This window comes from Mycoplasma sp. Ms02, from assembly GCF_019720735.1.
Classification (GTDB): domain Bacteria; phylum Bacillota_I; class Bacilli_A; order Mycoplasmatales; family Metamycoplasmataceae; genus Mycoplasmopsis.
In genome coordinates this window covers 471,578-495,664 of record NZ_CP081302.1, presented here as the reverse complement: position 1 = coordinate 495,664, position 24,087 = coordinate 471,578, and the positions used below count along the sequence as shown (strand labels likewise).

Annotated in this window: 14 protein-coding genes; 6 read left to right on the top strand and 8 right to left on the bottom strand. The window is 32.2% G+C overall.

All coding sequences use genetic code 4. From position 1 onward, the window contains the following. The first annotated feature begins 263 nt into the window (after positions 1 to 263). Both K4L35_RS01790 and K4L35_RS01785 read left to right on the top strand, forming a co-directional pair. Positions 264 to 704 carry a hypothetical protein gene (locus tag K4L35_RS01790; protein WP_221617242.1) on the top strand — a complete coding sequence of 147 codons (441 nt, stop codon included), beginning with the start codon at positions 264 to 266 and terminating at the stop codon, positions 702 to 704. Beyond that, positions 704 to 1,498 carry a hypothetical protein gene (locus tag K4L35_RS01785; protein ID WP_221617241.1) on the top strand — a complete coding sequence of 265 codons (795 nt, stop codon included), beginning with the start codon at positions 704 to 706 and terminating at the stop codon, positions 1,496 to 1,498. Before K4L35_RS01790 ends, K4L35_RS01785 begins: the two co-directional genes overlap by 1 nt. A 34-nt stretch (positions 1,499 to 1,532) precedes the next feature. Here the strand turns inward: K4L35_RS01785 and K4L35_RS01780 are convergent, their stop codons facing one another. Beyond that, positions 1,533 to 3,152: an ABC-F family ATP-binding cassette domain-containing protein gene (locus K4L35_RS01780; protein ID WP_221617240.1), complete on the bottom strand. Its 1,620-nt coding sequence runs from the start codon at positions 3,150 to 3,152 to the stop codon at positions 1,533 to 1,535. Positions 3,153 to 3,316: 164 nt separating this feature from the next. On the opposite strand from K4L35_RS01780, the gene K4L35_RS01775 reads away from it, so the two are divergent. Both K4L35_RS01775 and K4L35_RS01770 read left to right on the top strand, forming a co-directional pair. Beyond that, the gene (locus K4L35_RS01775) at positions 3,317 to 5,473 is read left to right on the top strand and encodes a variable surface lipoprotein (protein WP_221617239.1); all 2,157 of its coding nucleotides are present in this window, start codon (positions 3,317 to 3,319) and stop codon (positions 5,471 to 5,473) included. A 161-nt stretch (positions 5,474 to 5,634) separates the two neighbouring features. After that, positions 5,635 to 6,795, top strand: a complete 1,161-nt coding sequence (locus K4L35_RS01770; protein WP_221617238.1) for an MnuA family membrane nuclease — start codon at positions 5,635 to 5,637, stop codon at positions 6,793 to 6,795. Positions 6,796 to 6,863: 68 nt separating this feature from the next. Here the strand turns inward: K4L35_RS01770 and K4L35_RS01765 are convergent, their stop codons facing one another. The 6 genes from K4L35_RS01765 to pth form a co-directional block, all read right to left on the bottom strand. Beyond that, complete coding sequence (locus K4L35_RS01765) at positions 6,864 to 10,118, bottom strand: hypothetical protein (protein WP_221617237.1); 3,255 nt, start codon at positions 10,116 to 10,118, stop codon at positions 6,864 to 6,866. Between the two features lie 124 nt (positions 10,119 to 10,242). Further along, complete coding sequence (locus K4L35_RS01760) at positions 10,243 to 11,130, bottom strand: ABC transporter ATP-binding protein (RefSeq protein WP_221617236.1); 888 nt, start codon at positions 11,128 to 11,130, stop codon at positions 10,243 to 10,245. Continuing rightward, positions 11,130 to 18,989: an ABC transporter permease gene (locus tag K4L35_RS01755; protein ID WP_221617235.1), complete on the bottom strand. Its 7,860-nt coding sequence runs from the start codon at positions 18,987 to 18,989 to the stop codon at positions 11,130 to 11,132. The genes K4L35_RS01760 and K4L35_RS01755 overlap by 1 nt, the downstream gene beginning before the upstream one ends. A gap of 98 nt (positions 18,990 to 19,087) precedes the next feature. Beyond that, positions 19,088 to 21,109 (bottom strand): ATP-dependent zinc metalloprotease FtsH, encoded by a 2,022-nt coding sequence (gene ftsH / locus K4L35_RS01750; RefSeq protein WP_221617234.1) that lies wholly within the window; start codon positions 21,107 to 21,109, stop codon positions 19,088 to 19,090. Positions 21,110 to 21,142: 33 nt separating this feature from the next. Beyond that, on the bottom strand, positions 21,143 to 21,997 hold the full coding sequence (gene tilS / locus K4L35_RS01745; protein ID WP_221617233.1) for a tRNA lysidine(34) synthetase TilS: 855 nt from the start codon (positions 21,995 to 21,997) through the stop codon (positions 21,143 to 21,145). Between the two features lies 1 nt (position 21,998). Beyond that, positions 21,999 to 22,556, bottom strand: coding sequence for an aminoacyl-tRNA hydrolase (gene pth, locus K4L35_RS01740; RefSeq protein WP_221617232.1), 558 nt, complete (start codon positions 22,554 to 22,556; stop codon positions 21,999 to 22,001). A gap of 142 nt (positions 22,557 to 22,698) precedes the next feature. Between pth and K4L35_RS01735 the strand changes: the two genes are divergently transcribed. Both K4L35_RS01735 and K4L35_RS01730 read left to right on the top strand, forming a co-directional pair. After that, positions 22,699 to 23,049, top strand: coding sequence for a co-chaperone YbbN (locus K4L35_RS01735; protein WP_221617231.1), 351 nt, complete (start codon positions 22,699 to 22,701; stop codon positions 23,047 to 23,049). A 9-nt stretch (positions 23,050 to 23,058) separates the two neighbouring features. After that, positions 23,059 to 23,355: a co-chaperone YbbN gene (locus K4L35_RS01730; RefSeq protein ID WP_221617230.1), complete on the top strand. Its 297-nt coding sequence runs from the start codon at positions 23,059 to 23,061 to the stop codon at positions 23,353 to 23,355. 21 nt (positions 23,356 to 23,376) lie between these two features. On the opposite strand, the gene K4L35_RS01725 is transcribed toward K4L35_RS01730, so the two are convergent. Next, the gene (locus K4L35_RS01725; RefSeq protein WP_221617229.1) at positions 23,377 to 24,078 is read right to left on the bottom strand and encodes a PQ-loop domain-containing transporter; all 702 of its coding nucleotides are present in this window, start codon (positions 24,076 to 24,078) and stop codon (positions 23,377 to 23,379) included. Positions 24,079 to 24,087 lie beyond the last annotated feature (9 nt).

Sequence of the window (24,087 nt, the reverse complement as noted above, 5' to 3'; positions counted from 1 at the left end):
ACTTTTTTGGACTTATTTTGATTTTTTGATTAACTTACATCGTAAAAGGAAAAACCCTTCTAATAGTAAGCGCAAGAAAAAACATAATAAGGTTTAAAAAAGAGTCGAAAACCAGAATACCTAATAAAAGGGTTTTGCAAGGTTGTAATTTGTTTTTGAAAAGCAAAAAAAGTTTTTTAATATACAAAAGACTTATTCCATGTTTTTTGATAAGCCTTATTTACTTGATTTGTTTGGTGTCTTGTACTATTATTTTGATCAGTGTGATAAGTAATATTACTTTATTCATTTTCGTTTCTGGTTTTGTTTTTTCGGTAATTTCTGTACTTATCGGCTTTGTTATAATGATATCTTTTACTTTTAACGAAAAAGTCATAAAAAAGGAAATAGAAAGTTTCATTATTGAAGATAATCCCTTAGTGCTGCCAACATCATGCAACTCAGCAACATATTCAAACTGATATGATGAAGAGGTGTACAGAATAAGAGATAAAAGTATTAGACAAATTCAGTTTATGTCTAAAATTGCTGCAGCAGATGATATAAACACGCTTTATTTCTTAAGAGAAGTTCGTGACAATAATGAAAAGATGATGATTCTAGAGTTTATGTTTTGAGTTTTCAAAGAAGGTGTAAATTATTCAAAGGGAAACTTCATATGTGAGCTAATAGCCGAACATAAAATCATTTCGGAGGAAAAATAATGCCAGCAGTTTTAATCTTAGTCATTGTTATACTAGTAAACGGTCTTTTTGAATATTCAGAAAGCAGAACGAGAAAACAAATAGTTCTTTTTTCCTTTAACAATCAAATAAATGCAACTATACTTTCACTTAAAAAAGATGAAAAAGTACCTGTTAATGTTGTCATTTTGATTAAACAATTCAAACAAAATCTAGAAAAGCAGCTTAATAGTTTGACAATGAATTCCTATTTAAGAAGTTGAATAATAATAATCGGATGAGTTGTAAGTTTATTCATTTTCGTTGTTTTAAAAGAAAGTTTAAATTACTTATCTTTAATTACTTTACACTTGTCTTTGTTTTTACTCTTTGTTCATGGTATATCCATGTCTTCTAACCCTATTGAACTTAAATACAAGATTAAAAAAATGAAAAGACAAACAGAATTAGTTTTAGCAAAACTGGATCAGCAAACTGAAGAAAAACCTGCCGATAGATCTGAGTTAGTATCGCATTTCATTGATGAGAAATGAGAAACAAACGCTTCTTGAACTGAAATGGTAAACTTTAAAAGTTATTATCAAGTTTTACTAAACAATCATTCATTTGTTTGAAACAAAGTTTATGGAGTTCAAAATCCTGAAATTTTGCTTGTTTATTTAATTTTAAAGAATAAAGAACAATATTCAGATGAAGTGGTTCAATACATAAAAGATATTCTAACTTCTAAAGTAAAACTCAAAAATATCAACATTCGCAAGCAAACATGGTGAAGAAGAACCGAAAGTTGATACTTAAAAAACATTTACGATTAAAATATTTAAAAAAGTGGACTTCTCCACTTTTTTCTTAGTAATTCATGGCTTCTTCGTACTCTTCAAGTGTTCCTCTAAACAGGAAACTTGATCCTGGCTCTTGTAATTCAAGAATCACGTCAGCACATTGGTTAACGAATGCACGGTTGTATGTTGTAAAAATTGCTCCACCCTTGTAAGTGTTAACACCTTCGATAACAGAGTCGATACTTTCTGTATCAAGATGATCTAAAGGTTGATCAAGTATTAAGAAGTTACTTTCAAGTAGCATCATTCTTGAAAACATTAAACGGGCTTTTTCCCCTCCACTTGTTACATTAACTTTCTTAAATACTGAATCAGCTGAGAAAAGCATACGACCAAGGAACCCTCTCATTCTTGAGTCACTGTTATCTTTAGTTTCTTGAGTTGAGTTTTCAAGAGGTCATTTACTTATTCAATCTAAAATTGTTTCCTCAGGATTACCAAAGTATTTTAAGTTATCGTTTGGGAAGTAGCTGTGCTTAATTGTTTGACCTCAAACAACTTCACCTGATGTTGGTTGAAGTTCACCAACCAAAATTTGTAGTAATCTGGTTTTTGCGATATCATCCTCACCGATGATAACCATTTTTTCGCCTGGGTAAAGGCTAAATGAAACGTTTTCGAATAGTGTTTCACCTGCATCGTTGACGTAAGTTAAGTTTTCAACTGAAAGAATTTGTTTACCGTGATCACGGTGCATGTCTCATCTTACGAAAGGATACTTACGGTTTGATGGTTTTATTTCATCAAGAGTAATTTTTTCCAATGATTTTTTTCTACTTGTAGCTTGTTTAGACTTCGAAGCGTTAGCACTGAATCGAGCAATGAACTCTTTCAGTTTTTCGATTTGAGCTTCTTTTTTCAAGTTAGACTGTTTTGTCATTTCGCGAGCTAGTTCAGAAGATTGTTTTCAGAATGAATAGTTTCCACTGTACATTTTAGCTTCTGAAAAATCGATATCTACAATGTTTGTACAGATTGCATCTAAAAAGTCGCTGTCGTGAGATACGACAATAACAACATTTGGATAATCAATTAAGAAACCTTCAAGTCATTTAATGCTTTTTAAGTCAAGGTGGTTAGTCGGTTCATCCATGATCAAGATATCAGGATTTCCAAAAAGTGCTTTAGCAAGTAAAACCTTAATTTTTTGGTTAGCCGTAAGCTCTCTCATTGTTACATTTCATTTATCAGCTGGAATAGAAAGGTTACTCAATAATTCTTGTGCATCGTTTTCTGCTGTTCACCCACCTAAGTTTCCGAACTTTTCTTCAAGCTCACCTGCTAATGTGTAATCTTCCATTGTTGCTTCGGGATTTGCGTAAATCGCATCCTTTTGTTCTTTGATTTGGTATAACTCTGTATTACCCATGATAACAACTTCTGTTGCAATCATATCGTCGTACTCGTTATGGTTTTGTGATAACACGGAAATTCTTTTTCCTTTTTCAATAATCACTTGTCCTGAAGTTTGTTCAACAGTTCCTGCTAAAATTTTTAGAAAAGTTGACTTACCAGCACCGTTGGCACCGATAATACCGTAGGTATTACCCTCTGTAAACTTCAGTGTAACGTTCTCAAAAAGTTTCTTATCACTAAAAACTTTTGATAAATTTTGCACTTCAATCATAATTTCCCCTTTATAATTAGATCCCTGCAGTAAGGAATTTATTTAAATTTTACATTATTTGAATTTAAAACTTACAAAAGGCAAAAAAGCCCAAAAATGTGGAAATTTTCCATTAAAACTTGCAGGTTTTCGTTCATATTTTAAAATGAAAGTGGAGGAACATTATGAAGTCTAAAAAATTCTTACTTAAATTAGGTGTTTTTTCAACACTAACTGTTGCACCTTTAGTTACAGCAGCTTGTGGAAGTGCTGCTGAAACACAGTCAAGCCCTGCTGAAAATCAGTCGAATACTGTAGAAAAACAGCAAAACAACAATGGGTCTAAACTAACAGAAATAGATAACCAGATTGTTGATCTTTACAAAAAATACGTAGAGAGCTCTGCTTGAGTTTTAGAAAAAATGGAAGAGGGTACAATCAAAGATTACCTTAAACTTGCAGTAGAAACATCAAAGAGATTTATAAAAAATCCTGAAAAGTATCTTTCTGATCAAACAGAAGAGGAAAAGAAACTTTCTCTTAGCTTATTACAAAGGCAGTATGAAGAGCTAGAAAAGCAAATGGCCATACTGAGTGAACTTGAAAATGACACAAATCCAACCACACCAAGCGAAGAGTCAGACCAAATTCAAAATAATTCAGATAACAACGATGAAAATGACCAACAAAACATAGAATCAGATACTACTACACAAAACGAAGAAAGTTCTGAGAATGAAAATCAAACATCTGAAACCCAAAATGAAAATCAGAATATAAGTTCTTCAGAAGTTTCTGATTCTCAGCAAAACTCTGAACCAGAAACAACTGAAACAAACTCAAATAACCAATCAGAAAACATGAACCAATCAACTCCTTCAGTAGAAGAAGAGTTTGTTTTAACATCCAAAAATCTTCGTAAAGGCGAATTAAACTGATCAGCAGTTGATGCATCACATGAGCATAACAAGCAAAGATCATACAAAACAAGATTATACTTATCAAATGATGGCGAAGGTGTAGGATGAGGCTTAAATAAATTTATTACTTTTGCAGATAACATTGACAAAAAATTAATAGGGTTCTTAACTCGTACAGATACAGGAGCAAAATATTTAGAATTCGAAAATGAAAATTATGAATCTCAGGGTCAAATTACACTTCACATCACATACAAAGGTAAAGAGTATGATTTTGTTTATTCAAAGCAATTAGAAGAAACTAAAGTTGCTGATGATAACACATCTACAATAGTAGATCCTCAAAACGAACCTGTTCAAGACCAGACAGAAAATGATTCTCAAAACGAACCTGTTCAAGACCAGACAGAAAATGATTCTCAAAACGAACATGCTCAAGATCAGACAGAAAATGATTCTCAAAACAAAAATGAAGATTCTTCTTTAAAAGAAATACAAAATCCTGTCAATGAAAATCCAGAACAAAACACAAAAGATTCAGAAATTAATACTAACGATAAAAAAAGTTCGCAAGATTCCCTACACTCAGAAACAGAAAATGAAGAAGAAAAACAAAGTGAGACACAAGATCGTGACCTGGCGAATCCTGAGACCGAAAAGGAATCAACATCAAGAACTTCTGAACAAACAAGTCAGGAAACGGCGAACGAAACTGTTGTTACTACACCCGAACAAGAACGTCCAGAAGCACAAAAACAAACTATTTCTGATGAATCTGAACAAAATGTTTTCGCTTCTGAAAAACATGACGAAGTTGATAATGAAACTTCAGAAGAAAATCAGGGAGAAATTAAAGAAAAACAGGATGAAACAACTGATATTGAAGACTCTAATGAAGAGGTACAAGATCTTACTCTTGAAGAAAAATCATTAAAGTTGAATGAATTGCTTCAGCAAGAGAAAGTGTTCAACCCTTTTACTAACGAAAATATTTCTACTATTTCAAATCTTTTCGATCAATATAAGGATACTTCTAAAAACAGAATGAATATTGTTTACAACACTTTAGAAGGCAAATGATACGCACATAAAGAAGGTTCGTTCACCACAAAAACAGAATTAGAGTTTTTTGGATTTTCAGATGAATCTTTGAAATACATTGTTAATTTAAATGTAAAAAAAGCTTACAAAGATAAAGAAGATGTTCTTATTATCGTTAACGGTTCAGCTAAAGGACCGTGAAACTCAGATCCGAAGTTTTGAATTCTAAAAGATGAAGACGGTTTTTACATCTCAGCAAAAGTAATGGGAAAAGATGGATCAACAAATAAAAATATTGAAGCACTTACAGGTGAAAAAAGAATTTACAGATTAATTTCTAAAGAATCAATAAGTGATGAATCGGAGGGAGCGCTGAGTTAGAAGATAATAAAAAAAGAAACTTAATAAATCCAGAAGAAAATTACAATGAAAATGAAGACTTCGAATTTGTTGTAGAAGATGACGAGGAATTTGAAGAAGATCCTGAGTTAGTTGACGATTCTTTTGAAGCTGAAACTGACGAAGATTTAGATGATAACTTTTTGGAAGATAATGATGATCCTAGTGGTAATGACTCAGAGTTAGATCGCGAAGAAGAAACTGAAAATGCATCAGACGTAGAAGAAATAGAATATAGATCAGCACAAGATGGAAACAACACTATTGTTAATAAATCATCAGAAAAAACACCTAACAGCTTTAAAATAGGTCAGTGAAATATATGAAATTATGGAGCAGAAGGCCTTGGTGAAAATTCATACAGAGTTAAAGCTATTTCTACAATCATAAATAATGAGAATTTCGATTTAATTGGTCTTACAGAAATAAACTTTGGTAAGTCGGACAAAGTTAATTTGATTTTAAATCAGCTTAATAAGTTAGATGATTCATCTAATTGAAGGGTTATAATTCAAACAGATGAAGAGTCTAAATTAACAGGAAGTAGTGATAATGCTGCAGAAAATATCGCAATTCTTTATAACGCAAACAGATTAGATTTATTGGAGTTTGATAACGGAAAACTTGGAACTTCATTTACAAAACCAATTGCAAAGGTTAATGGTGGAACTCATAAGTTTATAAGACCTCCTTTTGGTGCAAAATTCAAAGATAAAGGATCTGACAAAGAGTTGACAGCAATTTTTGCCCATCTTGATTCTCCTGGTGGTTCGCCTAAAAAGGAAAGTACAACAAAATCGTTCACAATTGATGGTAAAGATATAGAACTAAGTTTTTCGCAAGGTGTTAATGAATTGTCAGAGGCTTACGGAATTAAAGATGTTCTTGACTATTATGATTCCATAGATGGTGATTCAACTTTAGTTTTTGCTGGTGACACAAATATTAAACAAGGAAATAGCAATGTTCTTTCATCTAGTTTAGTTGGAGGATATAAAATTGCTTATGGAGACTCAGAAGAAAAACACAAAACATCTATTAATAGATCAGCAACAGGTTATTCTCAAACGTATGACAAAATTATTTTCAGGGAATATGATTCAGACATAATTGATGAAGAAGAAGGAGGAGCAGAGTTTAAATTTAAATCTGACATAGTTCAGGCGTTTAGCAATCATTTATTAAACAAAAATGAGATGAAAAAAATCTATACAAGTGAATTTAACGCTAAACCAAAAATTAGAGATATGGTTCGTAAAATATCTGATCACGCCCCTGTATTCGTAATCTGAAACACAAAATAAACTAAAACGTCTATAAAACAGGCACTTTATAATATTTATACCAATACAAATTTTAAAAAAAGATGCAGTTATGCATCTTTTTTAATTAGTTTTAGAAGTTCCTGATACCTGTCATTTGAATTTTCTTCAAACATCTTGTCATATTGTTCTTCACCCAGTACGTAGTAGTGTTTTAAGTAATCAGAATACAATTCATTTGTTGTGTTATCAGTTCTATTTACTTTTACATAATAAATTCCGGCATTATCCTCTGTTACAGTATCTATTGTATATAGAATTTCTTGAGAATTTGTGATGTTTGAAAAGCTTTGAAGTTTTTGCTTTAGTCCTGTTTTGTAGCTTAAAAAGTATAGATCGGTAGAAACAGATGCTCACTTTTCTGTTCCAACAAACGCCTCTAGTCTTAAACCATTTTTTATCAATTCACCTCTTGAGTCCAAGTTAACGTATCTTCAGTTTTGTTCTTCTCTCAATCCTGAATTTAAAACTTTGGATCTATCTTGGTCAGAGACTTTTATTTCTAAAATATCTGTTTCTGAAAAATTGTCTTGTGCTCCTGCTAGATAAGCTTTTATTTTGTAAAATCCTGACCTTGATGTTGATTCTCCTTTAAGTCTTAAGTCGTCTCTTTCCACATTTGAGATTATGTTTGAATATTCTCCGTCCTTAGTTTTTGAATATAACAGATCATATCTCATACTGTTATTTCTAAATACTAAGTCGCTAAATCTTACCACACCTTCAATACCTTCGAAGTTATACCCGTAAGTATCGATTTGACTGCTTGTTAAGGAAACTACTTCAGGTAAAGTTGTATTGAACAAAATTTTCTTATTTGTCTTATTTATAGTACTTAATAACTCGTTAAACTTATCGTTAAGTTCTTTATATTTAGTTTTAATGTCTTCTGAATCAGAAAGATTTTTCAATTGATCTAGATAGTTAAAAAACTCGACTTTTTTAGAGTATTTAATCATTCCTACGTCATCGCCGACAACAAATAGATTAACCCTGTTTTGAAGCTCTAGAGCTAACATATCTAAATCAAATTTAGACACTGTTTTCTTTTCGAACAAGAACATTTTTTGTTCATTTGAAAGAGGGACAGTAATAGGTGTTTCGGTATCTGATGATGTTGTGTAATATAAAGTTTGGTCTTTAACGTAAAATCTATGAATTTCAATGTCAGCAGAATTAGGAACATCAATTTTGATAACTGATTTGTCTTCCATGTTTATAGCTGCAAAATAGGCGTTTTCACCATTTTTATGACCTATAAAAATTAGATTTTTATGCGAACTTGCAAGCATTGGCTGACCATTAAAAGTTCTAATACCATCTACTAAAGAAGTATCGTTAGAGAACAGTTCATTTAGATAAACATTTCTTAACGAAATGATGTCTTCACGTCAAGAGTGGAATGGCCTTTTATATAACTGCAGATTACCTTGTGATTCTTTTATGAGTGTATATCATTCGCCTTTGTAATACTCATATCTACTTCTATTGTCTAACCAATTGTCTTTTGAAATGGTATAACCATAGAAGAATTTCTTATCAGCAGAAATCGCCTTAGTTTCACCGTACTCTCATTCACCGTTTTTAAAATTATCTCAAGGCAATTTTCAGAATTCGCTTGAGCTGAATTGAACATCAATAATCCCTTTTTCAGGAGATTGTCCAATAGGAGAAAGAAACTCGCTGAAAACTAAATTATTTTTATCAATTGTAGATATGTCGTTAGCTAAAGTTTTTTTAGCTCAAAGTGTAAAGGCTCACGTTGCATCGCTCAAGTATCATTTAGGTTTGTCTTCGCCAGGAACTTGTAGTTTTAAATAAACAACTTCGTGAATTTCTGAGTTTGATGAAATACCTGTCACATTAACTAAAGCTTCTAATCCTACAAGATTAAGCAGGTATCCATAAACTGTTGCATAAACTGCACAAACTGTAATTTGATCAAAAACATCCTTTTCAACAGTTGAAATCCCTCTTGCTAAATCGTATTTAAAGAACTCTGCTACATATAATCAAAGCGAAAACGCTTTTTCGTAGTCAGTCATACCTTCTTTGATTTTGGTTAAAGCACCATGAACAAAGTTATTGTATGAATCTCTTTGTTTGTTAAAACTGTTTCAAGAATGGGCATACTTAGGACTTTGCATTCCTGTTACAACAGTTTTAGCTGAGTTTTGAATAAAAGAAATTGTTCAGTTTGCAAGCGAGAAGTAAGGAAACTTAACTCAATTGTTGTTTATTCATTTAGCATATGCATTTGCCATTAAGTTTGATGGTATCTCTCTTTGCCCAAAATTAAAATCTTCTGCAAGTTGATTGGCTATAATGAAATCGAACATATCAACCAAATCATCTTCTGTTAAGAAGATAGTTTTCTTTTTAATTAATGGTGCATTTCCGTAGTTGAAATCATTGCCAGCAGATTGGTCTTCAGGTACTTCGAAATCGTAAGGATTTAGATACTTTCCATTTGAAGCGATTTTTTGAGTAGGATGAACAATAGATGGTATTTCTTCTATTTCGTGGTTAACGATTTTCTCTTCATCACTATTAACGCTTTCGTTTTGTGCTTGTTCATCAGTTGATGTTTCATTTTGTGAAGATTCAGATTTATCATTTTGCGATTCAGAAGTTGTTTCTTCGACTTTGTTAGAATCTTGGGTAGTTGAATCTGACTCAGTTTCATCATTTTGCAATTCAGAAGCAGTTTCTTCCACTTTGTTAGAATCTTGGTCAGTTAAACCTGACTTAGTTTCATCATTAGTTGAAACCACTTCTTCTTTTGTTTTACTTACCTCTTGATCGATCTGAATATTGTCATTTTCTTCGCTGATATTGTTTTCAGCTTCTGGAGTTGCATCTTGATCTGCTTCTGGTTGTTCCTTAAATTCTTCTAAGTTGTTAGTGTTAGGATCAGTTTTATTTTCCACATCTTTTGTATCAGTAGTTAGACCTTCTGGCTCGCTATCCTCTTGTTTTTCATTGCTGTTGTCGGCAGATGCTTCACTTTTGTCTTCAGAAGTTTGTGTTTCGTTATTTTCAGATTTTTCTTTCTGATCAACAAATTTCTCCTTGTTGTAAGCGACTGTAGAATCTTCATTTCTTGGATTTTGCGCTTCGGACTCGCTTGGTTCAACATCAAAAGAATCTACTGTTTCGGCAGAATTTTCTTCAGGTTTTTCAGTTTGTTTTACAACTTCTATATTTTCCTTTTTTGGACTTGCAGGACTTGTGCAAGCAATAACTGCAAAAGGTGAGCTAATTAGAGATGTTGCAAAAAGTAACATTAATTTCTTCTTCTTCATAATTTCTCCAAGATATAAAACTCTAGTTTTATATATAAAATTTTACATTATCTATTTTATTTAATAAAAAACTTTAAGCGTCAAAATGTATTAAAAATCACGACCCGAAGGTACGTGATTTTGTTTAAAGTTGCCCCAGATCTTTTGGGTGAACAGGATTTTGGTTATGCTTAATACCTGTTATTTTACCTTCTTTAACAAAAACTATTCTGTCTGCCATTGGTTCAATTGCAGGGTTGTGTGAAACCATTACGATTGTAGTATTTTTGGCTTTGTTTTCTTCGAATAAAGAAGTTAAAACGATTCTTGTTGTTGCTTCATCAAGAGCTCCAGTTGGTTCATCGGCGAAGATGATTTGCGAATCTTTGATTAAAGCACGAAGAATTGAAATCCGTTGTTGTTGACCACCAGACATTTGTGATGGATATTTATCCATAACGCCGTCAACTTCATATACTTTGAAAAGTTCTTCAATTCTTTCTTTAGTAGGCTTGCTTTTATTTAAATAAGCACCTGTTTCAACGTTGTCGTAACCATTGATATTTTGTAGTAAGTTGTAGTTTTGGAAGATAAAAGAAACATTTTCTCTTCTAAATTTTGTCAACTCATTGTCACTTAGATAAGGTAAATTAGTGTCAGCAACAACAACATTTCCTTTACTTGGGCGATCTAAACCGCTAATCAAGTTAAGGAGTGTTGACTTACCAGATCCCGACTTACCAAAGATAACGATTATTTCACCTTTTTTAACTTTGAAGTCAATGTCACGCAGAACTTTTGTTGCTGTTGTACCACTTAAATAGTATTTACTTACGTTGGTACATTCGATGATGTAATCTTCGTTGTTTTTAAGTGAGATGCTATCGTCTTTTTTTCTCTTTTTCTTATTAGCTTTTTTAATAGCTTTTATTGTTCTTTTGTCCAAATCCTTAACAATGTGCGATGATTCACCATCAAGAATTTCAAAAACGTTGTGACGACTGATTTTAACTTTTTCTTTTTTAAATTTCATTATTTTCCTTTTAGTAAATCGATTGCTTTAATTTTGTTAATTGATCTTCAAGAGAAGATTGATGTTAGTAAAAATACAGATAGAACTATTACAAATGTAACAAGAACATTTAAGCATGTTAGTGAAATAGGAATAGCGATTGATCCAATGTAAATCAGAAGTAAGCTGAAACTGTGGATGATAATTAGCGAGAATGGCACTGAAACAATCGTTGCTAGCAAGATGAATGGCAAGAAGACTTTCAAGAACATCATTGCTTTTTCTTTTTGTGAGTAACCCAGAATTGTTCAAATAGCAATGTTTTTCTCGTTTTCGTTAATCATAATCGTTGAAAGAATAACAAGAATAACAATTGTGATGATGAACCCGAGAATGATGATTGCTGTAACAATTGTTTGAACAGTCTGTGAAATTGTTGCAATGAAACCAACCTCGATATCTTTGGCGTCAATAGTTGTTGATATTGGAACATAAAGTGTATCTTCGTAAAGGTTTGCAAATTTATTTATCGCAAGAGTAGGTTGTAGAATACCTGTATCATAGGCACTTTGGTAATCTTCTGTTGCGTTGTTTGAAATGAACTTAGCAACATCTGTTTTTGATCAGCCAGTTCTAAATGTTAGGCCATCTAGTGAGAATAGATTTTTATAGATTAGTTCAATATCTGCTTGATCTGACGAAGAAACGTCAAAAGAACTAATAGCAGGGTAGTATCCTGATGGAGAATAAAGACCTGTTGAACCTATTAATTGTTCAGGAACTTTTTTAGATGAAAGAATTCCGTTAAATGGTACGCCATCTTGGAAGCTTAATTTATCAAGTCCGATAATTCGATCTGCATCAGCCTTAGTGATGATAAACTCTTCGTTGATGTATGTTTGATTTATACCTACAACTTTGAATTGGACAGTATTAGATTTTTCTTGAATATCTTCGTTAAGAAGCTTACTTAGGGCAGTTTTGTATCTATCCACTTTATTAGTAATGTCGATACTTATCACCGAACCAACACTTAAGAAACGTTTTTTAGCTGTAAGTTCGTTGATAACAAGTGGGACGTAGCCTTTTTCATCTTTTTGGTAGTTATTCAGTACATCTTTTAAGTTATTTCCGTTTTTGTCGAATATATCTACTTTTTGTGAATCGGGAAGATATCCATAAAGACTGATCTTGTGTTTGTCTTTGTAGATACCTGATAGATAAGTGTATTTTTCATCGTAGCGATCGTCAAAGAAAACACCACCAAACGAAATATAGAATTCTTTTATAGCATCATCTTTTTCGAGCTTTTTATAACCTTCGACAAGGAAGTTTCTATAGTCTTCACGCTGTGTACCAGTCGTAATGTTTAAAATATCAAAAGTTTTGGTTTTGATATTTCATACGTATCTAACAAATTTAGAGTTTAAAGAATTTTTCTTGTCGGAAATGAAGTGGAAGAAGGAATCTTTGCCAGCAACTTTTTCATAATCAAGTTCGCCAGTTTCTGTGAAGTATACTCCTTCTTGTGTTTTTTCAAGTTCATGACCTATTTTATTTCTTAGTAAGTTAACTCTCGCTTTTTGCGAGTCGGGCATTGCTCCATAGGCAAGTTGTCAAGGATCGACAGAAACTGATCCATCAATTTTAATATTAACAGAGTATTGAGTCAAGATATGTGATGTGAAATCATCAGGAAACCCATTTTTATTTTCTGAGTTAATGATTTCTGAGTACCCAGGCTTAAAGTATGTTCCGTTTGTTCTTTCTAATTCGACTGTTTTACCAATAGGTACGTAAAGAGACTTGTCTAAATCCTGGGCATTGTAAGCAATTAATGGACCACTTTCAAGTGTTGGCGTTGCTAAGTTTAGCCGATAATTGTAGTGTCTATTTTCGTATGTTTTTTCAACACTGTAGTCAAAGATTTTAAATGTTGAAATACCGAATAATATTGTGATTGAGGTCAGAATAATACTGAAGCCGAACAAGATCATTTTAAAAACTGAGTTTGCTAATAGCGATGCCGAGAACTTAGTCTTAACATTTCTTTTTCTAAATATTCTCATGTATTTTTTAAACAACTCACCTGTTCAAAGTTCACTAATTCCACTCATCAAGTCTAGTGATTTAAATCTTAGAGAGAATGCAGATATTAGAACGATCAGACCTGCCATTGCCACGAAAGGAACAATAACAGTGAAAATAAAGCTTACAACTGAGAATTTGTATGTAACTATTGGAAGTGATCAGTAACTTTCAAGAATCTTGATTCCGACACCTTGAAGCATGAATCCTGTAATGTATCCAAGTACGCCACCTAAAAGTGCTGTAATTAAGGCGAATATAGTGAATGACAAGGCGATTTCCATTGTTGAATACCCTTGTGCAACAAGAATTCCTAGCACTTTGTTTTTGTTTGCAATATATCTTCCGATGATGAATACGATTGCCGATGCAACCATGATCATTAACAGAATTAAAATTGTTTTTGAAGCACTTGAGATAGCCTTGATGATTGTTTGAATAACTGAAACTCTTAAACTTCTTTCAGGGTTTACTGGATCAAGTTCGTCAGCTAGAAACACACGTTGTAAGTTTGTTGTATCAGAAACTTTGTCACGAACAAAGGTTTCTAAGTCTTGTTTTAATTTTTCAGTTTCTGTTGCTTTTTTGTACGGTGATTTGATTAATAAATATTCTTTAACGTTGTTATTTTGGAAAGAGTTCCTAATTCTATTAAACCCTTTTGTGTTTACGTAAAGAATTGCTTGATTTTTTGTATTTACTTGTGTATTTTCTTCATCTAACACAGGATATAGAATATCTGCTGTGATATTTTCTCCAACAAGAATGTATTTAACACCAGCAACATCAACAAGATATCTTTCGTCTAGTACTGAAATCAACTCTTGAATTTCATCAGGGTTGTCAGGTATTTCAGCTGCATAGATTTCTTTGTTGTTTTTTTGCATTCATGCGAAGTTGGCGTGAGCTAAGTAAGAAGATCGATCGTTGTATTTGATTCTTGAGTTTTCGTACTGAACAGAAGTTACTGAGTTTAAAATGTCGATAATGAAGTCAATTAAGTTTATTCCAAAGACACTAATTTTGTTTTGCTTGTACTCTTCAGAATCTTTCAATAGATTAATATAGAAATCATCAAGTGCGATTGATCTGTTTTGAGTAAGGCCTAGAACTCCTGTGACGCTAACAGGTGCAAATAAGCTTGAGATAACATCATCTAAATCTTTTGTATTTTCTTTTGCAAGGTTTTCGAAGTTTGTTAATTTGTTAGAAATTAAAGCTCCAATATTACCTTTATTTTTTAATTTTTCATCTGTTGTTAATTCTGATACGTATCAAACTAAAAGATCTGGGAAATGATGTGTAATACCCAATTTTAGTAAGTGTGCTGGAATGTTCAGTAAATATGGAGCAACATTAACACTCATCTGTGCAACTAAATCGTTTAATAAATTTGAGTTATTTAATAATGCTTCCTTCTCTTCAAAAGCTTTGATTAAGTTTTGTGCTTGAATTGCATAAATTCCATTGGCGTTTGAATCAATGCCTAGGTTTGTTTTTTCTTGATCTGTTAGGAAGGTGTATTTTTCACTTTGAGCAACGTATGCATATGTTAATGAAATTAAAAATGCATTTCTTTTTATAAAGTTTTTAAACTCAGGGAATTGATTTGAAACTGCGTTTAAGCCTGTATTTAAGTAGTTTCCGTCACTGTCTTTTCTGAATAATTCGAAAACTTTGTCCATTGGTCTTGCTAAACTACTTGCAACTGAGAATTCAGTTTCTTCATATAGAGGAAGATTGTTATCTTTTCCGTCAATAAAGTTTGTGTTGTTAAAGTTTGCTTTTTCAGAAATAGCGTGACTTAAAAGAGCCTTTGCAAAATTGATTGCTTTTTCAGGGTTTTGCCTAGCTTCAGGGCTGACAAAAATATTGAATCAAAGCGAAAACAATGGATAAACCTGTTTTGTATTATCGTAAGCATTTTGAGGTGTGTAATTTACGAATTGCTTAATTAAACTGCTTGCTCTCCCAAAAAGCGTATTAGTTTGAGAAGGTATGAAGTTTATGTATTGGTTAGCTAAATCTCCGAAATTAGTTGATGAATTTACCTTTGAATTTGTGGCGTTAGTTTTGAAAAAGTCAAAAATTACAAGAACTTCTTCGTAAGTATTGTTAAATACATCTTTTTTAATCGTTTTAACATTCTCAACGTACGTTTCTTTTGTATCATCGATCTTTACGATTGATGAGTTAAAGTATTTTATTAATAAGGCTTTTTCGTTTTCTTGTAGTGTATCAAAATCAACTTCTTCAATGGATTCAAGATGTTTTTTGAGCTTATAAATTGATTTTAAGTATTTATCAAATAATTCTAAATCTTCAATTGTTTGATTTTCACTTGTGGTAGTTACAACCTCTGTTGTAGTTTCTGGTGTATTTAAATTCTCTGATAAAGAATTGTTTCCTGAAAAGAGTTCGATAATTTCTAAAAGACCTAATTTGCCTTCACTTTTTGCAGGAATTAGGATACTAATATCATCCGTTAGCTTTAAGGTTTTGGCTTCTGTAGATACGTTTATGATTTCAAGGATTTTATCTTTGACTGATCTGTCAGATCCCTCAATTGTGAAAAGTGCTTTAATTGCCGAAACTATTCAAGCCTTAGGGTCAAGAACTTTAACAACAGTTTTTAGGTTTTTAGATACATATTTATCGATTGTTTTGTCGTAAGTTGTTATCGTAACATCGGTTTTTTCAAACCTAAATTCTTTTTCAATACTGCTTGCAAAAATGTTTAAGTCGAAAGCTCTAATAATATCTTTTACAGCTTCGATTGAAGTTTTAAATCTTGACTCTCCACGATCAATAACAGATAAGATATTGAGAACTTTTTGTCTTGTGCTATTATCAGGAATTAAGGTTGACAACAACGTAGAAATTAAGCTTGAAGAATCTTGATAATCTAAAAGATAATCAGTATTTAAGTTGTCGATAATTTTAAAAATTGCAAGTTTTAGTGAGTTTGCACTAATATTTTGAACCACGACTGAAAGTAGTTCTGATTCGTGAATTTTTAGTAGTCTTTCTTCTCCTTCGACTTCAATTGTTTCATCTCTTAAAGCTCTACCGTATATTTCTCTCATTTGGCTAAAGATCGCTTTTCAATCAAATGAATTAAATAAATCTTGAATACCGTCAATGAAAACCACTGGATCGTGTGAACTCTTAACAATTGCGTCTAAGTGAGGTGCAATATCAAAGTTAACAACTGAAAAGACCTTTAAGACTGAAATAAGTCCGTTTAAATTTTGTTTTAAGAAGTCTTCTCTTTCGTTTTCAGGAGTTGAAAGTATTACTCCCTTAATTCTGTTGAATAAGTTGTTAAATAGTTGTGAAAAATCATCTCCTGTTTCAGAGTGAGTCATGTGGTAAAACATGTCAACAACTAATTTTGGTGCAATACTTGGGTTAATTTGACCTGTTGCAATAACAGAAACCAAGTTATTTTCTGCCATTGTTATTTTAATGGCGTCAAATAGTTTGTATAAATCGGTTGGAAGTAATATTCCTTTAGTTACTAAACCTGAGTTTAGTAGTGTTTTTTGGATTGAGAATAAAAGCTGGTTTAAAGAGTTTTTGTTAATTGCTTCATTTGTGATATCAGCTTTTGGAGCCCTATATCCAATAGGTAAAACTCATTCTGATCCAGCTTGACCTGCATCTGATAGTCAGCCATTTGGATTCACGTATTTAGTTTTAAAAGTTAATTTTTTTGATACTAAAATTTCTGGAAGTTCAGGATGCTGGAAAGCGTTTTTTTCAACATTTGAAATCTTTAGTGATTCTCATCTTTGGTTTTTTTCGTTGTACTTAATGAAGTAAAACTTACCTAATCAACCAGAAATGGCAATACCTGAATCAACATTTATTTCAGAAGCGTTTTCCTCATCTTCCTCGTATTTAGCAAGTTTAATGATTTTAGAACCTTTTACTAAAGCCTCTTCTCCAGAAACAACATTTCTAAAAAGCGTGTCTTCATAAGAAATATCTAAAATAATGTTATTTGGGTCTGTTGAGAAATTCCCAAATAAAACGTCTTCGGATAAATCTGCTGAAACCCTAGGAGTTATTTGTTTTGACCTTACAAATTTGTTACTTTCTCAGTCGTAGTTGTCAAAAAGTGTGTTTGAATCTTCGCTAAATAATTTACCAACGTTTTGTTTTAAATTTTGGACATAACCGTTTGAATCACCAGCGTCTATAAATAGGAACGACTCCTTTTCAAACGTTTTATCATTAACGGTTTCAGCGACTAAGCTTCTTCTGTATCCTAAGTTATTTGATCCAATTTTTCTATTAGCCTCTTCAATAACTATTTGTTTTAGAATTTTTAGAGAACCAGACTTAATCTCGTTAAACCTTTCGTCTTTAATTGAAGCGTTATTAATGTCATCAATTAATTTTTCAGAAAAATCATTTTCAATTTCTCTAATATTTTTTGAGCCTTCAAAGTTGTAAATATCAGATCTAAAATTTCTAACCTGAAGATCTCATGTAGCTAGAGAAAGCTCTTTTGTAAGATCAGAAACAAGAATTGGGGCTTCAATGTTTGCAATTTCTTTTCTTTCTAATTCATTACCTTGCTCATCTTGTCAAATTTGGGTTGTTATGACATTTTTGCTTCATCTTGAAAAATCTTTGAACTTACGAGGTATTGAACCGTTATTTTCAAGTTTTTGATTTTCGATAAAAGTTTTGTAAACACCCGTTCATTTACTTGAGTTGACATCGTCAAAAGTAATTGTGTAATTGAAACGATTGAAGTAAGTAACTTCTTCTTCAGAAACAACTAAAAGGTTACTGATTATGTGTTCTTTTTTAGCTTCAAGAGTTAATTTTTTGCTTATTTCGTTTTGTATAGGAGTATTTGAAAATTGTGAAATTAAGAAAGAGTTTGATAAAGTTAGGGATTCTCTTTCAATCGTAGTTTTGAAACTCTCTTGCTTAACCTGGTAAATATTTTCGTTTTCTGTTTGCTCCAAGTCAAGTAAGTTTGCCACTACGCTAGAGCTTATATTTAGACCTACGCCTTGGTTTTCTCACATTTTACCCTTTGTAAAATCAAAAGTTGCTTCTTTTGTTACAAAGTTAATGTACATTGAGGATAATTCTGAAACAATGATTTTAGAATCAATTATTCTGGCGTTTGAAATTTCGCTTAGCTTGTAATTTTTATCAAAATTTATTCTTTGATTTAATTCAAGACTTTGGTGCTCAATTATTTCTGAGTACTGATCTTCATTTTTTTGAAAAACCCTTAAATCATAAGGTTGTTTAGTAGTAAAACTATTTTTTGAGTCTGATAAGTCAAATACTACAACTGATTGAGACGCGTCTTTTGAAGCGTCAAACAGTTTTTGAATATCGCTTTTTGAGAAATAAATATCTTTAAATTTTTCAGGAATAGGTGTGAAAAGATTTGCTGGTATGTAATCACCATCAAATTTTGAAAATGTAAGAGTCTTGAATTTATTTACATAAGTTTGTGGCTCTATATAAATGATTGGTTTGTTGTAGCTTGTTATTGTCGTCGGATCAGACTGATACATTCCGTTTATGTAGTATCCGTCGTTAAAAGCTCCACCTGCTGTTGGTAAGTTTAAATCAAGCGTTAAGTCATGAAGTTTTGATTTTTCGTCATATTTTTCAACTTGTGTAGAAAGTGACTTGTTCATGTCATAAAGAAGCGTAAACACTCCTGAGGTTAGAAAAACAAGAACTGTTAAACCACCAACAGCAACTTTGTTTTTAGAAAGAGATTTTCAAGTTTCTTTAAATAATTTTCACATAGTACTCCTAATTTCATTAAATTATATATAATTTAAAAATTTTTTATAAGCCTGTGGAATAAGTGAAAACAAAAAAAGTGGCATTGCCACTTTGTATATTATTCAGCCGAAACCTGCTCTTCTTTTAGCTCATTTTTGGCTTCGTTTTCAACTGTTTCTTCTGATTCTAGTAATTCATCTAGAGTGAATTTTTTATTAACAAATGTGTTTTCTGAATCGTCAGGTAATTTCATGTTTTGAGCAATGTATTCAATTTCTTCACCAACGATTGTTTCTTTTTCCAGAAGTCTTGTTTTGATTAGTTCAAGAAGCTCTCTATTTTCAATAATTGTTTTTGTAGCTAATTTTAAAGCATCATTTATGATAGATCTAACTTCAATGTCAATTTCGTGACCAACACGGCTTGAATATGATTTGTTTGAAGCAAGTGCTTTACCTAAGAATGGAGAACCTTCGTCTTCTTCATATCTAACAGGTCCTAAAGAACTCATTCCGTATTGAGTAACCATTCTTCTTGCAATAGCAGTAGCTTTTTCGATATCGTTTGAAGCACCTGTTGAAATGTTATCTTCACCGTTTACGATAGCTTCGGCAGCTCTACCACCCATAAAGCTTGTTATTGAAGCAAGAAGTTCTTGCTTTGTCATGTTGTATTTTTCCTCTTCAGGGATCATAAGGTTGTAACCACCAGCCTGACCACGAGGAATAATTGTGATTTTTTGAACTTTGTTTCCACCAGGAATTTTGATTCCTACAACTGCGTGACCAGCTTCGTGGTATGCGACATTTGTCAATTCTTTTTCGGAAATCGATCTGTTTTTCTTAGCAGGACCACTCATTACACGGTCGATCGCTTCATCCATTTGTTCAAGAGTAATAACGTTTGTGTTTTCTCTGACTGATAAAAGAGTTGCTTCATTAATAACGTTTTCAAGTTCGGCACCTGAATATCCAGGCGTTCTTTTAGCGATATTAGCCATATCAACTCTTTTATCAAAGGCTTTCCCTTTAGCGTGTAGAGTAAGAATTTCTTCACGTTCTTTTTTGTTTGGAAGCCCAACTGTGATTGTTCTGTCAAAACGTCCAGGTCTCACTAAAGCAGGGTCAAGAACGTCTGTTCTGTTTGTTGCTGCAAAGAATAAAATCCCTGTGTTTCCTTGGATTCCGTCCATTTCCACAAGAAGTTGGTTAAGTGTTTGCTCTCTTTCGTCGTGTCCTCCACCAATACCACTTCCTCTTGTTCTTCCGATTGCATCAAGCTCATCGATAAACACAATTGCAGGAGCATTTTTTCTTGCTTCAGCAATAACTTGTCTAACTCTTTTTGCACCAAGCCCAACATACATTTCGACGAAACTTGAGGCTGAAATAAAGTAGAAAGGAACGTTCGCTTCTCCAGCAGTAGCTTTTGCTAAAAGTGTTTTTCCTGTACCTGGAGGACCACCTAATAGGATACCATGAGGTAATCTTGCTCCACTTTGAGCATATTTTTTAGGATCTTTTAGATAATCCACTATTTCTTTTATTTCTTCTTTAGCTTCATCATTACCTGCGATGTCGCTGAATTTTTTATCCGTTTTAATTCTTTGTGCAGGATTCTTTTCAGCAATCGCCCCACCTGATGCGCCTTTAGCAAACATTGAGAAAATGAAGAATGTCACAGCAGCCATAGCAATAATTGGTGCTAGTCTTCAGAAGTAAACTCAGAACGCTGATTCTTGTTCTATTTTAGAACCATTAACAGAACCAATTTGTTCTTTTCCGTTTTCTAATCATTTAAATGCATCGTTGTATTCGCTTAGACTTTTACCAAGAACACTTGATAAAAGCTGCATTTGACCAGGTGCAACTTTTGCAGTTGCTTGACCGTTAGAAACAACTTCTCATTTTCACTCGTTAGAAACCAAACTATAAGATAATGTTTTAATATAGTTATTGTCATCTGTTGACGCTAGCGAACTCTCTAAGTCGTTCTTCAAATCGAAAAGATTCGTTGAACTACCAGATTTTGAGTAAGCAGTTACAATGTAAAAAATCAATAACGCGATACAAATGCTTGCGACAACCAGTGCAATGGCTAGTTTTCTACCATTTGGTTTTTCATGTCTTTTGTTTTTCATAACTTCCTTTCTGTATTTATAATATTAATTATATTACTTTTTTAGCAGTCTACCCCTATATTTGATAAGATAGCAATTATCCTTAAGTTTATATTTTGAAGTTCTATTTTCTGAAACAATAAAATCATTTATCGCAGCTATTTTGCCTCTTGACAACTTTATGTCCATAAAATTTTGATTTATGTATTTATAAACAAGCTGGTCTTTATTTTTAAGATGTGAAAAACACTCTTGATCAAATGAGGTTTTGGATCATTTTTTAAATTCTCGATCAACGCCTCAATTTTTTATTTTCAAGAAAAAGTTTCTCATCTTTATTATGTTTAAAACTGCTAATTTTCTTAAAAAATGGAAATTTTTGGCATAAATACGCTCTTTGTTTCTTTGGTAAGAGTCAGTAAAGTTAGAAACGTCGATTGCGAACGGCAATCCTAACTTATTTATTTCTTTTCAAATCTGTTTTTTAGTTTTGGAATAACAAAAAGGTCTATAAATATTCATTCCATAAACTACATTATTTTTTTTGATGCCATAATGATTTATTACTTTTTTTACTTTCTTTTGCATCAAGTAAGTTTCAATATTATCGTCAATATGGTGAGCCGTTAATAATGCTTCTGCACCTGTTTTATAGTATATTTCGCGAAAAAAATCGTATCTTTTTTTTCTTGCCCAATCCTGAAAGTTACCTTGATGGTTCACATTTGACAAGTCTAACGTATAAAGAGGTATGCTGTACCTTCTACATAAAGCTTCAACAATTGTTTGATCTAAACTAGATGTTGTTCTCTTTTGATAATTGACATGACATACGACTACTTTTTCGTTTTTATATTTTTCAAGCAAAAAAACACTATCTGGACCACCACTTACTGCTAAAACTTTCATATTATTTTTTTCTGTTTTGATTGAACGAGTTCATGACTGTATTGATGTCGTTGAAAGCAAAGGAGATTGCTGCTTTTGCTGAAACTCTTAAAACTTCGTTTAATTTATCTCTTTCGAATGAACTAAATGTCTGTAAAACAAAGTCTTTTAGTTGAATACCATTAGGTCTTCCGATTCCGACTCTCAATCTTTTGTAATTTGGTGTTCCAAGCTGTTGAGTAACGCTTTTAATTCCGTTATGACCAGCATCGCTACCACCAATTTTTATTGCTGCTTGACCAACCTCAAAATCTTTTTCATCGTGAATAATCATGATATCTTCGGCTGGGATTTTGTAAAAGTTTGCAATTTGAGAAACAAATTCTCCTGACAAGTTCATAAATGTGTGAGGTTTTGCAATTATCAAGTCATCAACTTTTGCAAAATCTCCGTTAAATTTAGTTTTATCTAATGAAACCTTAAGTTCTTGACAGATTTGGTCAATGACCATAAAACCTGCATTGTGTCTTGTGTTCTCATATTTTGAACCTGGGTTTCCTAATCCTACTATTAATCTCATTTAAAAATTATAAAATATAAATCTTTTATTAAAAAGACAAAAAACGAGTTTAGTTTTCGCGTTATTTCGCAAAAAGTTGTTTTTTTAGCTTTTTTAATCGATTTTTTTAACTTTTTCCAATATAATTTTTTTCGGAGGAATAATGATAAAAGAAGCAAATGAAATAAATGTGGATGTTGAGTTATCAACAGGAAGAAAAGTTTTAGTGTTTTATGCAAACTGATGTGGAAACTGCAACATGTATAAACCTGTTTTAGAGGAATACTCAGCTAAATCAGGCGTAGATGTTATAAGAGCAAATATAGATACTGAAAAAGAATTAGTAAAACAATTTGAAGTACAAAGCATTCCAGCTACATTCATTTTTGAAAATGGAAGACGTGTCAAAAACTTTTTAGGATACAAACCATTAAGTGAATTAGAAACTTTAAATCCAGTGGAAGCATGTGATATTTGTAATTTAGCAATAGAGTGTTATTGCAAACAATGCTAAGGAGGAAAGATGTTAAAAGAATCAAACACAGTTAATGTGCAAGAAGAACTATCTTCAGGAAAAAAACTACTTGTTTTTTATGCCGACTGATGTGGACCATGTAGAATGTATAAACCCGTTTTAGAGGAGTATTCAGCTAAAAGTGGTGTTGATGTTATCAGAGTAAATATCGATAGCGAAAAAGAACTTGCAAGAGAAATGCAAGTACAAAGCATTCCTGCAACTTTTGTTTATGAAAATGGTGCAGTGACAAAAGCTTTTGGTGGATACCGTCCTCTTGAACAACTTGAGCAAGAGTTAAATTAAAAAAGCCTAAATGGCTTTTTATTATGCTTTTTTGATGTGTAAGTAGTAAATACCAGCTCCTAGTTGGTAAGAATAAATTAAGAAAGAAATTATTTGTCACACAAGTCCACCAACTAAGTGTAGTTGAGTTCCTTGATCTTTCATACTTAAGCTTCAGAACGTCATTCAAAGAATGTTGTTAATTGTGTAAAGAGTAAACATCCCTAAACTTATACCTTTGTAATCTTTTGTTTTTATTGAGTATAGAACTTGAGGGAAGAAAGCAAAAGTTGTTAATGCAGGGAAGATTAGCCCCATAACTGTTAAGTATTTACCTGAAAGTCTGAAGTTTGTATTTGTGTATAAGGCTAAAAGGGCAATATCAACAACAATAAAGGAGATTGCACCAACCAGCGCAAACATTTTTGATTTTTGAGATGCCGTTTTTTTGAAATGGTACATTAAGTATATAGTAACTGCCGTAACTATCACTCCAATTCCGTTAGCGATAACAGAATTTAGAAGTTGGAAGTGTAAATCTTCACCAGTTTTACCTTTGTCGCTTGTTGAAAAGACTGAAAAAATGACTCACAATAAGCAACCAAGCTCAAATAATCAGAACGAAGTGAAGTTAACATCACCTGTTTTTCTTTCTTTTAAAACTTTAAATAATTGTGGAATAGACAAGGCAGCTGTGATTACTGCTGTTGTCCATGAAATAATATCTAATGTTGTAATAGTCATATCTATATA